Annotated in this window: 12 protein-coding genes and 2 pseudogenes; 11 read left to right on the forward strand and 3 right to left on the reverse strand. The window is 64.6% G+C overall.

What is annotated here, in order from left to right; genetic code table 11:
- Nucleotides 1-751 (forward strand): annotated as a pseudogene (locus AKG11_RS06890) (IS630 family transposase); the annotation flags it as partial.
- A gap of 72 nt (nucleotides 752-823) precedes the next feature.
- Here AKG11_RS06890 and AKG11_RS06895 read toward each other — a convergent pair.
- Nucleotides 824-1,564, reverse strand: coding sequence for a L,D-transpeptidase (locus AKG11_RS06895; protein WP_023515777.1), 741 nt, complete (start codon nucleotides 1,562-1,564; stop codon nucleotides 824-826).
- Between the two features lie 218 nt (nucleotides 1,565-1,782).
- Here AKG11_RS06895 and AKG11_RS06900 point away from each other — a divergent pair, with 218 nt between their 5' ends.
- Together AKG11_RS06900 and AKG11_RS06905 are read left to right on the forward strand one after the other, a co-directional pair.
- Entirely contained in the window at nucleotides 1,783-2,409 is a 627-nt protein-coding gene (locus AKG11_RS06900) for a DNA-3-methyladenine glycosylase I (protein WP_050743395.1), read from the forward strand.
- A gap of 159 nt (nucleotides 2,410-2,568) precedes the next feature.
- A complete protein-coding gene (locus AKG11_RS06905) occupies nucleotides 2,569-2,787 on the forward strand; it encodes a hypothetical protein (RefSeq protein WP_130518699.1) in 219 nt (72 codons plus the stop codon).
- 157 nt (nucleotides 2,788-2,944) lie between these two features.
- Here AKG11_RS06905 and AKG11_RS06910 read toward each other — a convergent pair whose 3' ends face one another.
- On the reverse strand, nucleotides 2,945-3,376 hold the full coding sequence (locus AKG11_RS06910) for a hypothetical protein (RefSeq protein ID WP_023517095.1): 432 nt from the start codon (nucleotides 3,374-3,376) through the stop codon (nucleotides 2,945-2,947).
- A gap of 248 nt (nucleotides 3,377-3,624) precedes the next feature.
- Between AKG11_RS06910 and AKG11_RS06915 the strand changes: the two genes are divergently transcribed.
- From AKG11_RS06915 to AKG11_RS35680, 8 genes and pseudogenes are all read left to right on the forward strand, one after another.
- The gene (locus tag AKG11_RS06915; RefSeq protein WP_050743396.1) at nucleotides 3,625-4,260 is read left to right on the forward strand and encodes a helix-turn-helix domain-containing protein; all 636 of its coding nucleotides are present in this window, start codon (nucleotides 3,625-3,627) and stop codon (nucleotides 4,258-4,260) included.
- Between the two features lie 86 nt (nucleotides 4,261-4,346).
- On the forward strand, nucleotides 4,347-5,870 hold the full coding sequence (gene hisS / locus AKG11_RS06920; protein WP_050743397.1) for a histidine--tRNA ligase: 1,524 nt from the start codon (nucleotides 4,347-4,349) through the stop codon (nucleotides 5,868-5,870).
- Nucleotide 5,871: 1 nt separating this feature from the next.
- Nucleotides 5,872-7,005 carry an ATP phosphoribosyltransferase regulatory subunit gene (locus AKG11_RS06925; RefSeq protein WP_023516047.1) on the forward strand — a complete coding sequence of 378 codons (1,134 nt, stop codon included), beginning with the start codon at nucleotides 5,872-5,874 and terminating at the stop codon, nucleotides 7,003-7,005.
- On the forward strand, nucleotides 7,002-7,697 hold the full coding sequence (hisG, locus tag AKG11_RS06930) for an ATP phosphoribosyltransferase (RefSeq protein WP_023516046.1): 696 nt from the start codon (nucleotides 7,002-7,004) through the stop codon (nucleotides 7,695-7,697). The genes AKG11_RS06925 and hisG overlap by 4 nt, the downstream gene beginning before the upstream one ends.
- Nucleotides 7,698-7,827: 130 nt before the next feature.
- The gene (locus tag AKG11_RS06935; RefSeq protein WP_023516045.1) at nucleotides 7,828-8,535 is read left to right on the forward strand and encodes a glutathione binding-like protein; all 708 of its coding nucleotides are present in this window, start codon (nucleotides 7,828-7,830) and stop codon (nucleotides 8,533-8,535) included.
- A gap of 105 nt (nucleotides 8,536-8,640) precedes the next feature.
- Nucleotides 8,641-9,858 carry an NAD(P)/FAD-dependent oxidoreductase gene (locus AKG11_RS06940; RefSeq protein WP_050743574.1) on the forward strand — a complete coding sequence of 406 codons (1,218 nt, stop codon included), beginning with the start codon at nucleotides 8,641-8,643 and terminating at the stop codon, nucleotides 9,856-9,858.
- 415 nt (nucleotides 9,859-10,273) lie between these two features.
- Nucleotides 10,274-12,133 (forward strand): annotated as a pseudogene (locus AKG11_RS06945) (diguanylate cyclase domain-containing protein); the annotation flags it as partial.
- Nucleotides 12,134-12,198: 65 nt separating this feature from the next.
- On the forward strand, nucleotides 12,199-12,840 hold the full coding sequence (locus AKG11_RS35680) for an EAL domain-containing protein (RefSeq protein WP_256364419.1): 642 nt from the start codon (nucleotides 12,199-12,201) through the stop codon (nucleotides 12,838-12,840).
- A 6-nt stretch (nucleotides 12,841-12,846) separates the two neighbouring features.
- On the opposite strand, the gene AKG11_RS06950 is transcribed toward AKG11_RS35680, so the two are convergent.
- Complete coding sequence (locus AKG11_RS06950; RefSeq protein WP_050743398.1) at nucleotides 12,847-13,293, reverse strand: hypothetical protein; 447 nt, start codon at nucleotides 13,291-13,293, stop codon at nucleotides 12,847-12,849.
- Nucleotides 13,294-13,380 lie beyond the last annotated feature (87 nt).

Here is a 13,380-nt window from a genome sequence, read left to right on the forward strand (position 1 = left end):
ATCTCGACGGCGTCGTTCGCTGGCGTCTGTGCGATCTGGCGCAATGGCTGTGGGAGGAGTTTCGCGTTTCGGTGAGCGAGCAGACGCTCAGCCGCGAAGTCCGGGCCATGGGCTATCGCAAGCTCGCTGTTCGGCCCAAACATCACGCGCAAGACCCTCAACCCATTGAGGGTTTTAAAAAAGCTTCCCTGCCGCAGTGGCAGAGATTGCCGCTGGAGCGGCCCGAGGAAAACGCATAGAGATTTGGTTTCAGGATGAGGCCCGTATCGGGCAAAAGAACAAGATCACCCGCCGATGGGCCAGGCGAGGAACACGGCCTTCAGCACCGCACGATCAGCGCACAAGGTCGGCCTACATCTTCGGCGCAATCTGCCCCAAGCTCGGCAAGGCGGCGGCGCTGGTCATGCCATGGTGCGACACCTACGCCATGACCCAGCATCTGGCCGAAATCGCCCGACACGTCGATGCCGACGCGCACGCTATCCTCATCATGGATCAGGCAGGCTGGCACATGTCCAACAATCTCGTCGTGCCCGAAAACATCACCATTCTGCCACTCCCGCCGAAATCGCCGGAGCTGAACCCGGTCGAAAACCTCTGGCATTTCATGCGCGACAACTGGTTATCAAACCGCGTGTTCAAATCATACGACGACATCGTCGATCATTGCTGCGATGCCTGGCGGCGGCTCGAAAGCCAGCCATGGCGCGTCATGTCGATCGGACGCAGAGAATGGGCCAATGGGTTTTGATCAGTGAGGGGCCGTATAAGACGCTTGTGAGGGCGGATTTCTTCGGGGCCTTGTGGCCCCGATACCACAGAATCAGATCACGATGACCTTGGTGCCCACCTTCACGCGCTCGTAGAGATCGACGACATCTTCGTTGCGCATGCGGATGCAGCCCGAGGAAACGGCATAACCGATCGTCCAGGGCGCGTTGGTGCCGTGGATGCGGTAGAGCGTCGAGCCGAGATACATGGCACGCGAGCCGAGCGGGTTTTCCGGTCCGCCTTCCATGAAGGCCGGCAGGTAGTGGCCCTTGGCGGCTTCGCGGGCGACCATTTCCTTCGGCGGCGTCCAGCTCGGCCACTCGGCCTTGCGGGTGATCTTGTGGGCGCCGGCCCATTCGAAGCCCGGCTTGCCGACGCCGACGCCGTAGCGCCGCGCCTTGCCGCCGTCGAGGACGAGGTAGAGGAATCGGTTGTTGGTATCGATGACGATGGTGCCCGGCTTGTGCTCGCTGCCATAGTCGACGAGCTGCGGCAGATATGTCGGGTCGAATTTCGACTTGATCGGATTGCGCGCCGTGCCGGTCGCCGAGACCTGCTGGACACGGGCCGCCCCTTCGCGGCGCAGGACGCGGCGCTGCTGCACCTTCTGGCGCTGGATGATGCGGCGTGTGTTGACGGCGGGCTGCACGCCCCCGCCGGTAAGCTGCATCAGCCAGGGTGCGGTGAGGTCGGGGCTGACGATGATCGGCGGCTGGCTCATGTAGCGCTCGTTCGCCTGGGCCACCGTGGTCGTGCACAGAAGGGTCGTTGCAAGGAGGATTCGTATCAACATCGGACGTACTCGCTACTGATCGTGCCGGGATGCGCCGCGGGAACTGGAATGCAGCGCCGGTTCGACGGGGATGCTTGCACCCTGCGATGAAGGGAATGGTAAACGGGCGTTCATTCGATATCGACGTTGGCGATAAAGCTTTGAGTAGGGTTATTACCCGCTTTCCAAATGTGGTTGATGAGTGGTAAAGCGGAACAAAAAGGCAACGGAGAGCGCGTATGACAAAGGGACTTCTGGACGGCGATGACGGGCGGGTGCGGTGCGCATGGCCCGGCAATCTGGATGACTACCGCCGTTACCATGATACGGAGTGGGGCTATCCCGTCGTCAGCGACCAGCGTCTCTTCGAGAAGATCTGCCTCGAAGGCTTCCAGTCGGGCCTCTCCTGGCTCACCATCCTGCGCAAGCGCGAGGGGTTCCGCGCCGCCTTTGCCGGCTTCGATTTCGACAAGGTTGCCAATTTCGGCGATGACGACATCGCCCGTTGCCTTGCCGATGCCGGCATCGTGCGCCACCGCGGCAAGATCGTCTCGACGATCAACAATGCCCGCCGGGCGCAGGCGCTGCGCGATGAGTTCGGCACGCTCGCCCGCTACTTCTGGAGCTTCGAGCCGGGCCCGGACGAACGGCCGGCACGGGTGGACTGGGAGACGATCGTCGCCAATCCGACGACACCCACCTCCGTCCGGCTTTCAAAGGACCTGAAGAAGCGCGGCTGGACCTTCGTCGGCCCCACCACCGTCTATGCCTTCATGCAGGCCATGGGCCTCGTCAACGATCACGTGGAAGGTTGTTTTTGCCGCGCGGAAGTCGAAGAGAAGAGAAATCAGCTGCAACGGCCATAATTCAGGACTTGCCGCCACAAATATATCTTTGATTCTACAGCGAATCATGTAGCTTGAGGTTGAGCGGCAAAATCATACATCGCAAGTTCTGGGGTCGGCGTACGCGTGCGTAGTAGCGACGTGCCGCTTTGTGCTGAATGATTTGGCATGAGGGGACAAATGGCGGCGAGCACACCTGCAATGGACGATTCTCGACTCGAGGGCTGGGCCTGTGACAAGGCGCAGGAGATCATGCTCCGGGAGGGCTTTCGCCTGATCCGGTCGGCAAGAAGCGGCACCAACACCGAAATTCGCGAAACAACGCTGCTGATGGCCCGGGCCATCGCTGCCTCGCTGGTCGAGGCCTCGGCGGCGCATCGCAATCCGGCAGCCGAGTGACGCATCAATCCATGGAACCGTAGAGAGGCCCGCCAGGAAATCGGCGGGCCTCTGCCGTTTTTCGACGTGCTTGCCGGGGGCTTGTCGCCGGCCGGCCGTTGGTGCGAGAACCCGCCTCGTCAGACGCGCGGCGTTGAGACGGGCGCCGAAACCAGGATCAGTTCAGCAGGTTCGGGCGCTCCGCGTTCATCTCGACGCACAGCCGCGCCACCGCGAACGTGCCGTTGATCGTGCCGCCCGCTTCTTCCGACTGGCCGAAGCAGAAAACGGGCCGGTAGAGGCCGGGACCGGGGCGGATCGTCGTGGCGAAGCTGAACGTGACCGGTGGCGTCGCCGCGTCCTCAAGCGCCTGCAGCACCTTCGCCCAGTCGGCGGGATCATAGAGGCGGATGAGATCCATGACGCCGCAGGGCGGGCCGGCTATGCCGTGCAGGAGCGCCGTCTCGGTCCCGAGCCGGAGCAGGCCGGTCGACAGTTCCGCGCTCCACTCCTCGCAGACGAAGGCGGTTTCGATCTCCCGGCAGTCCATGCCGGCAAGCTCCGCCACCTGGGCGAGGCGAGAGGCGGTCAGAGGCGATTTCAAGCTCATGCGGTCCGGTCCGAGAGGGTGTTGCCGCCGGCGGGCACCAGGTGCCGACGGGAAGGCACCGGTGCGGCTCGGTCGTTGCCGGTTGGAAAACATTCATGCGATCGCCGCTGGCCGCTTGCCAAACGGTCATGATGATCGTTTACCTAGGCTCAAGGGTAATCGACATCGGGCTCATCAGAAAGCAGGCTCGCTGGTCGTTTGCTCGACTGAGGGATGCGGAAATCTATGCTTGCTTCCATGGGTTGAGTATGTCCGATTTCGTCCTCTCCACGGGCCATGACCTTATCGACCAGCTGCGCGCGTATCGCCTCAAGGTTGCGTTGACGCAGGACGACATTGCCTGGAAGCTCGGCTTCTCGCCGACGACCGTCTCGCGCTGGGAGCGCGGCGTCGCGGTGCCGGATCTGCGCGCCACCGGCGCCATCGTCGATTTCCTGCGCCGTGCCGACGCGCAGACCGAGCGTCGCCTGCTGAAGGCGATCCTCAACGCACGCGACAGCCGCAATCTCTGGGAGGGCCGCGACATCCGTTATCTCGGCGGCTCGCAGCAGGAGTATCGCGAAAGCCCGGAGATGCGTGCCGTCGTCGGAACCAGCATCCGCCGCTACATCACCGGCTCCTACCGCGACTGTCTGGAGGACCGGGCATTGGTGGCGGGCCTTTATGCCCGCGAGATCGCCAGCATCGAGATCTACGGCGGCACGGCACTGTCCGTCACCTCCATCCCGGAGGGCCATGTGCAGATGAAGCGGCTTTCCTTTCAGTCGGAAATGCGCGGCATCATTCGCGGCGACACCCATTCCATCCTCATCCCCGCCGCCGAAGCGCCGACGGCTTCTGCCGTCATCGTGCACAGTTGGGACGCGCTGTCGCGCCGACCGTGACGCCACCGGGCGCTTCCGCCCTTGCCGCTGCCCGCCCAATCCGCTAGGGAAACCGCAACGGAAATACAGGAATTTCGGGTATCCCGATGAGCGAAAAGCAGAAAAAACCGCAGAAGCTGAAAGCCCGCCTGCCGCGCGGCTTCGTCGACCGTGACGCCGCGGACATCCGCGCCCTCACCGAAATGACCGCGAAGATCCGCGCGGTCTACGAGCACTACGGCTTCGATCCGGTCGAAACCCCGCTTTTCGAATATACCGACGCGCTCGGCAAGTTCCTGCCGGACAGCGACCGCCCGAACGAGGGCGTCTTCTCGCTGCAGGACGACGACGACCAGTGGATGAGCTTGCGCTACGACCTGACGGCGCCGCTCGCCCGCCATGTCGCGGAGAACTTCAACGAGATCCAGCTGCCCTACCGCACCTATCGCGCCGGCTACGTCTTCCGCAACGAGAAGCCGGGTCCGGGCCGCTTCCGCCAGTTCATGCAGTTCGATGCCGATACGGTCGGCGCTGCCGGCGTGCAGGCGGATGCCGAAATGTGCATGATGTTTGCCGACACGATGGAAGCCCTCGGCATCGCCCGCGGCGACTACGTCATCCGCGTCAACAACCGCAAGGTTCTCGACGGCATGCTGGAGGTCGTGGGCCTTGGCGGCGAGGAAAACACGGCGCGCCGTCTCAATGCCCTGCGCGCGCTCGACAAGTTCGACAAGTTCGGCATTCCCGGCGTCCGCGAGCTTCTCGGCGCGGGGCGCAAGGACGAAAGCGGCGACTTCACCAAGGGCGTCGGCCTCGACCCTGCCGGGATCGAGCTGCTGGTCGGCGTGCTCGACACCGCGTCCTTCGGCGACAACCTCGAGACCGTCGCCTCGCTCGATAGCCGTTTCGGGCAGAACGAGCGCGCCCGCGAGGGCGTGGAGGAACTCGAGCAGATCGCAAAGCTCGTCGCGAGCGCCGGCTACGATGCCGGCCGCATCAAGGTCGATCCCTCCTGCGTGCGCGGCCTCGAATATTACACCGGTCCCGTCTTCGAGGCCGAGCTGCAGTTCGCTGTCACCAACGAGAAGGGCGAGAAGGTCGTCTTCGGCTCCGTCGGCGGCGGTGGCCGGTATGACGGCCTCGTGTCGCGCTTCATGGGGCAGCCGGTGCCGGCCACCGGCTTCTCCATCGGCGTTTCCCGCCTGATGACGGCCTTGAAGAACCTCGGCAAGCTCGGCCAGGACGAGGTCGTCGCCCCCGTGCTCGTCACGGTCATGGACGGCGACATCGAGAGCATGGGCCGCTACCAGCGCTTCACACAGGAACTGCGCGCTGCCGGCATCCGCGCCGAAATGTACCAGGGCAACTGGAAGAAGTTCGGCAACCAGCTGAAATATGCCGACCGCCGCGGCGCCCCCGTTGCGATTATCCAGGGCGGCGACGAACGCGCCGAAGGCCTCGTGCAGATCAAGGACCTGATCGAGGGCAAGCGCCTTTCCGGCGAGATCGAGGACAACATCGCTTGGCGCGAGGCCCGCGTGGCGCAGGTCTCCGTCCCGGAGGCCGAGCTCGTCGCCAGGGTTCGTGAAATCCTCGATGCACAGGCCGAAGACCGGGCGCGGGTCGGCTGATATGCCCCTCGTCAACCTCCCTGCTTTCGCGCCCGATCTCATCGCCGATCTCGAAGGGCTTGGCACGGAGCGTGTGGACACGCCGGTCATCCAGCCGGCGGAGCCCTTTCTCGACATGGCGGGCGAGGACCTCAGGCGGCGCATCTTCCTGACGGAGAGCGAGACCGGCAGGAGTCTGTGCCTCCGGCCCGAATTCACCATCCCGGTCTGCCTTCGCCACATCGAGACGGCGACCGGCACGCCCAAGCGCTATGCCTATCTCGGCGAGGTGTTCCGCCAGCGCCGCGAGGGCTCGAACGAGTTCTACCAGGCCGGCATCGAGGATCTCGGCGAGCCTGATGTCGCGAAGGCCGATGCGCGCGCGGTGCATGACGCCTTGGCCGTTCTCATGAACCGCCTGCCGGGCGTTGCATTCTCCGTGGTGCTCGGCGACCAGGCGGTCTTCGAGGCTGTCGTGGCGGCCTGCGGCCTGCCGGGCGGGTGGCAGAAGCGGCTCGTTCATGCCTTTGGCAACCAGGCACAGCTGCAGCGGCTGATGGCCGACCTTTCCAATCCGGCACGCGACGGCGTCTTCGGCCCGGAGGTTGACCGCCTCGCCATTCTCGGCAAGCTCGACGACGAGGCGACGCTGATCGCCCATATCGACGCGACGATGGAGGCGACCGGCTATTCCACCAATGCCAGCCGCAGCCCCGCCGATATCGCCCGGCGCCTGCGTGAGAAGATGGAACTGGCCAACACACGGCTCGATGCCCGCACGCTGGCGCTTCTCAAGGAGTTCCTGGCGCTGGAACTGAACCTTTCCGAGGCCCCGGGCGCACTCGCCGCCTTCGCGGAAAAGGCCGGCCTTTCGCTCGGCGCGGCGCTCGAGCCGTTCGAAAGCCGCGTCGCGGCGCTCCGCGCCACCGGTGTCGATCCCGCGACGATCACCTATCGCGCCGCCTTCGGCCGCCCGCTCGACTATTATACCGGTCTCGTCTTCGAGATCGCGCCGGCCGGAGAAGCCCTGGTGCTTGCCGGCGGCGGTCGCTTCGACCGGCTGCTGACCCTGCTCGGGGCGAAGGAGCGCATTCCGGCCGTCGGCTTCTCGCTCTGGCTCGACCGTATCGCGGGCGTGAAGGGGGCTGCCGCATGACCATCACCATCGGCCTTCCCTCCAAGGGGCGTATGAAGGAAGACAGCTCCGCCGTGCTCGCCCGCGCCGGTTTCTCCGTTGTCGCCGTCGGCAACGACCGCTCCTATCGCGGCCGCATCGAGGGACGCGACGATATCGAGATTGCCTTCCTCTCGGCCTCCGAAATCTCCCGCGAGATCGCCAACGGCACCGTCGATTTCGGCGTGACCGGTGAGGATCTGGTGCGCGAGGGGCTGGCGGAGGCGGATGCCCGCGTCGAATTCTGCGCCCGCCTCGGCTTCGGCCATGCGGATGTCGTCGTCGCCGTGCCGGAAATCTGGCTCGACGTCGATACGATGGCCGATCTCGGCGACGTCGCGCAGGATTTTCGTGCCCGCCATGGCCGGCGTCTCACCATCGCAACGAAATACTGGCGCCTCACGCAGCAGTTCTTTTCCGGCAATCACGGCATCCAGCTCTACCGCATCGTCGAGAGCCTGGGAGCGACCGAGGGGGCGCCTGCCTCGGGCTCGGCCGACATCATCGTCGATATCACCTCGACCGGCTCGACGCTGACGGCCAACCATCTGAAGATCCTCTCTGACGGCGTGATCCTCAAGTCGGAAGCCTGCCTCGTGCGCGCCCGCAAGGCAGAGCACGAGGGCGATGCGGTGATCGCCGAAATCATCACGCGGGTGCGCGGCGCACTCTGAAGGCTCGGCATGCGGCGAGAGGCGGCCGGCTGCTGCTGGCCCTCTTTCCTCGACCGGAAAATTCCCGCACCACCCTGACATCGTTCGGCGATCTGTCCTATCTATGAGGTCCCATCGCAAGGAGTCCTCCATGGCAGACCTGTCGTCCTTCCCCATCACCAAGACGTGGCCCGCAAAGAACCCCGACATCATCCAGCTCTATTCCCTGCCGACGCCGAACGGCGTGAAGGTATCGATCGCGCTGGAGGAGCTTGGTCTGCCCTATGAGGCGCACCGCATCGAGTTCGGGCCGGAGGGCGTCAAGTCGGCGGACTTCATCTCGCTGAACCCGAACGGCCGCATCCCCGCGATCATCGATCCGAACGGCCCGGACGGCAAGCCGATCGGCCTCTTCGAATCGGGCGCGATCCTCGTCTACCTCGCCGAGAAGACCGGCAAGCTCATTCCGGCCGATGCCGCCGGACGCTACGAGACGCTTGCCTGGGTCATGTTCCAGATGAGTGGCGTCGGGCCGATGTTCGGCCAGTTCGGTCATTTCTACAAGTTTGCCGCCGACAAGGTGGCCAACAATTCTTATCCTGCCGAGCGTTACCGCGACGAAGCCAAGCGCCTGCTTTCTATCCTCGAAGACCGCCTGAAGGATCGCCAGTGGATCATGGGCGACGAATACACCATCGCCGACATCACGACCTTCCCGTGGATCCGCGGCGCTGATGTCTTCTATGGCGGTCGCGCGGCGCTGGACTATGCAGGCTTCCCGGCCGTGATGGCCTGGCTGGAGCGCTGCCTGGCCCGCCCGGCGGCCATCAAGGGCCTGGAGATTCCGGCAAAAGCCTGACGCAAACGAAAAATCGGGCGGCGCGGCGGTGCGTTGACGCCATCCGCCGCGCCGGGCTACCTCTGCCGGAGGCAAAAACAGAATGAAAACGGGACGGAAGACATCGTGACGGGAAGACTGGTTGTTGCGGGTGGCGGTCAGGCCGCCTTTGCCCTGGTTGCTAAACTGCGTGCGCTGAAGGACGAGCGACCGATCAGCATCATCGCCGCCGAGGCGAGCCATCCCTATCAGCGCCCGCCGCTCTCCAAGAAATACCTGCTCGGCGAGGCGGACCTCGGCCGGCTGATGTTCCGGCCGGAGAGCTGGTACCCGGACAACAATGTCGAGATCCGCCTTTCGACCGAAATCACCGCCATCGACCGTGCCGCAAAGACGGTGACGCTCAGCGACGGCTCGACGCTGCACTACGGCGTGCTGGCGCTCGCCACCGGCGCGACGCCACGCCGCCTGCCGGCCGAGATCGGCGGCGACCTCGACGGCGTCTTCACCGTGCGCGACTACCGTGATGCCGACCGCCTCGGCCTCGAAATGCAGGAGGGTCGCCGGGCGCTCGTCGTCGGCGGTGGCTATATCGGCCTTGAAGCGGCGGCGGTCGCACGGGGCAGGGGGCTGCACGTCACCGTCATCGAGATGGCCGACCGCATCCTCGCCCGCGTCGCCTCGCCGGCAACCGCCACGATCCTCAAGGCGATCCATACGGCGCGCGGCGTCGATGTGCGGGAAAAGACCGGCCTCGTCCGGCTGCTCGGCGAAAACGGACGGGTCACCGGTGCGGAGCTTTCCGATGGCTTCGTCCTGCCCGTCGACGTGGTGATCGCCGGCATCGGCGTTGCCGCGAATGACCAGCTGGCGCGCGATGCCGGGCTGGAGGTCGCGAACGGCATCGTCGTCGATGCCCAGGCCCGCACCTCGGATCCGGCGATCTTCGCCATGGGCGACTGCGCGGTGCTGCCCTTCAAGGGCAGCCGGGTTCGGCTCGAATCCGTGCAGAACGCGGTTGACCAGGCCGAGGCCGCTGCCGCGGTCATTGCCGGTGGCGAGGAGCCTTACGAGCCGAAACCGTGGTTCTGGTCCGACCAGTATGACGTCAAGCTGCAGATCGCCGGCTTCTGCATGGGGTTCGACGACACCTTTGTGCGTCCCGGTGCGCGCGAGGGCAGTGTCTCCGTCTGGTACTTCCGTGCGGGCAGGTTGATCGCCGTCGATGCGGTCAACGATGCCAAGGCCTATGTGGTCGGCAAGAAGCTGATCGAGATGGAGCGCACGCCCGAGCGTGCAGTCCTGGAGGATCCCGCGACGGATCTCAAGGCCCTGACGCTCTGAAGGCCGGTGTACGCGCAGGTTGAGCGAAATGCTTGTTCCCTGTTGGAACAGTTGTGCCGGTTTGATTTTTATTAAGTATGAACTAACGTAAGGGAGGCCGGATTTTGCCCGGCTCCCACAATTCATTGATTTTTTAGGGTTGTCCGGCTGATTGGAGCGATCTTGCCTCCCCTCGGTGACCTTTATGCTCCGCATCTTGACCTGCATTACCGTCGAGCACGACTTGAGACTTGTCCTGCTCGCTGCTCTGATCTGCTTCCTGTCCTGCTATGTTGCCGTGACGCTGATGCAAAGGGCGGGGGTGGCCAAGGGGACCGCGCGTACCCTGTGGCTGGGCGTTGCCGGTGCGTCGAGCGGCTTCGGCATCTGGGCGACCCATTTCATCGCGATGCTGGCTTATGATCCCGGCGTGCTCATGGGCTTCGATATGGAGCTCACGATGGCTTCGCTGGCTATCGCGATCGTCGTCACGACGATCGGCCTTGCCGTCGCCGCCTACTTTGCCGGTACGGTCGCGGCTGTCGCCGGTGGGCTCCTGCTCGGTGCAGGCATCACCTCCATGCACTATATCGGCATGGCTGCAATGGAGGTACCGGGGACCATTCATTGGGATACGGCCTATGTCGTGGCGTCCATCATATGTGCGGGTCTCTTCGGCGCGCTTGCACTTGTCTTCTGCATGCGCCCGCAGGCGCGCTTGCGCGACCGCGCGCTTGCCACCGTGCTGATGGCCCTCGGCGTCGTTTCGCTGCATTTCACCGCCATGGCGGCCGTGACCATCGAGCCCGGCCTGATGCCGGCGCCCGACGACACGATGCTGTCGACCAGCCTGATGGTGCCGCTGATCGCCGCCGTGGCCCTATCGTTGCTCTTCACCGGCCTGACGGCCGCCGTTTTCGCCCGGCAGGCCGAGCTTGCCGCCAACGAGAGCACGCGCCAGTTCGCGATGCTCGTGCAGGGCGTCAAGGACTACGCCATCTACATGCTCGACCCGGAAGGCCGCGTCGCCAACTGGAACGAGGGGGCGGAGCGCAACAAGGGCTACAAGGCGCATGAGGTCGTCGGCCAGCATTTCTCCCGCTTCTACGGCGAGGAAGACCGCGCGGCCGGCGTGCCGGAGCGGGCTTTGACCACCGCACGGGAAGAGGGCAAGTACGAGAGCGAAGGTTGGCGCTATCGCAAGGACGGCTCGCGCTTCTGGGCAAATGTGGTGCTGGACGCGATCTACGACACGGGCGGCGCACTCGTCGGCTATGCCAAGATCACCAAGGACGTGACGAAGGAAAAGGCCGATGCCGACCGTCTCGCCGAGGTGACGAAGAACCTTGACCTCGCACTGGAGAACATGTCGCAGGGCCTTTGCCTGTTCGACAAGGACGAGCGCCTGCTGCTTGCCAACAAGCGCTACAGCGAACTCTTCGGCTTCCCGGAAGGCCGTATCCGCCCCGGCATGACGCTGCGCGAGATCGTCGACCAGGGCGTCGCCGACGTCTTCGTCGATCCGGCAATCTGGAAGCCGCGGGCGCGCGACATGTACGCCCGACGCCGGGCGGCCATTCTGGCCAATGATGGCGGCGTTCTTGTCGAGAAGCTGTCGAATGGCGTTTCCGTGCAGCTGCGCTACCGCACGCTGCCGGATGGCGCCTGGGTTGCCACCTATGAGGACATTTCCGAACGGCTGCGCTCGGAGGAGCAGATCTCCTTCCTCGCCCGCCACGACAGCCTCACGGGCCTGCCAAACCGCGCGAACTTCAACAACCGCCTCGAGGCCGATCTGGATTCGGCGCGCCGGTCCGGCAGCAAGGTGGCGGTGATCGGTATCGACCTCGACAAGTTCAAGGAAATCAACGACACGCGTGGCCATGCGGCCGGCGACGAGGTGCTGATGACGCTGTCGAAGCGCATGCAGGCCTGCCTCGAGGCAGATGAAACCGTCGCCCGTTTCGGCGGCGACGAATTTGCCGCCGCCAAGCGTTTCGAGGATATCGCCGAACTCCACGACTTCATCCAGCGGCTGGAAGCCTGCCTGCATGAGGAAATCCGCATCGACGGCTACGACATCAAGCCGGGTGCGAGCCTCGGCGTCGCGATCTATCCGCAGGATGCCGATAATCTCGAAGCTCTCCTCAACAATGCCGACCTTGCCATGTACCGCGCCAAGGACGCGCTGACCGAGCGGGTCTGCTTTTACGAGGTCTCGATGGACGAGGCCGCCCGCAGCCGTCGCCTCATCGCCAACGATCTCTGGCAGGCGGTCGAGCGCAATGAGCTGCAACTGCACTACCAGGTGCAGAAGGCGGTCAATTCCGGCGATACGATCGGCTACGAGGTGCTGCTGCGCTGGCACCATCCCGTGCGCGGCACCATACCGCCGAGCGACTTCATCCCGATCGCGGAAGAATGGGGGCCATCCTGCCGATCGGCGAATGGGTGCTGCGCGAAGCCTGCCGCGAGGCGGCGACCTGGAACAACGGGCACAAGATCGCCGTCAACCTGTCGCCGGTACAGCTCGGCAATGCCGACGTCGCCGACCTCGTGCACCGGGTGCTGCTGGACACCGGCCTCAGCCCGCACCGGCTGGAGCTGGAAATCACGGAATCGACCATTATCGGCGACAAGGAGCGCGCCCTCCAGACGCTCCGCCGCATCAAGGCCTTCGGCGTCACCATCGCCATCGACGATTTCGGCACGGGCTATTCCTCGCTGGAAACCCTGCGCGCCTTCCCCTTCGACAAGATCAAGCTCGACCGCAGCTTCATGAGCGAGGTGGAGGCGAGCCCCGAAGCGAAGGCCATCATCCGCGCCATCCTGGCGCTCGGCCAGACGCTGCGCGTGCCGGTTCTGGCGGAAGGCGTGGAAACGCGCAGCCAGCTCGACATCCTGCTCGACGAGGGCTGCGACGAGGCGCAGGGCTACTTCCTCGGCCGGCCGGTTCCGGTGGAGCGCATCCGTCCGGATCTCGACGCGAGCGAGGCGGCCTGAGCCGCCTTACTGTCGCTTGAAGCGGCGGCCGGCGAGGTCGATCTGGAAGCGGGGGAAGATGAAGACGCCGATGATGGAGCCGGCGTACTTTTCCTCGAGGCCTGTCGATTCCCCGACGCAGAACACCGGCTGGCGCGGCGCGCCGTCGAGATGAATGGTCGTGGAGAAGCAGAAGGACGAGGAGGACGCCGCTGCCTGCTCGAAGAGCTCCAGCACGCGCGTGCGATCCAGCGGCTCGTAGCAGCGGATGAGGTTCAGAAGGCCGCAGGCGCGCTGCGGCAGGCCATGCGCCATCGCCGCCTTGTCACCCAGCGTGAAGAGGCCGTTGGAAAGATCACCGGTCCAGCGCTCCGTCACGCAATATTGCGTGAGCAGTTCATTGTCCGTCTCGTCGAACTCCATCGAGCCCGGCAGAAAGGGCGACGAGAGATCAGTCTTGATTATTTTGAACACCTACGACCTCAGGCAGTTGCTCGAATTTGGCCGACATGTCTCGCCCTTGATGGCGCAAAACACGCTAAAAAGTAGTGCCGGCTGACA

It is taken from the genome of Shinella sp. SUS2 (assembly GCF_001262505.1).
In the GTDB taxonomy this organism is placed as follows: Bacteria; Pseudomonadota; Alphaproteobacteria; order Rhizobiales; family Rhizobiaceae; genus Shinella.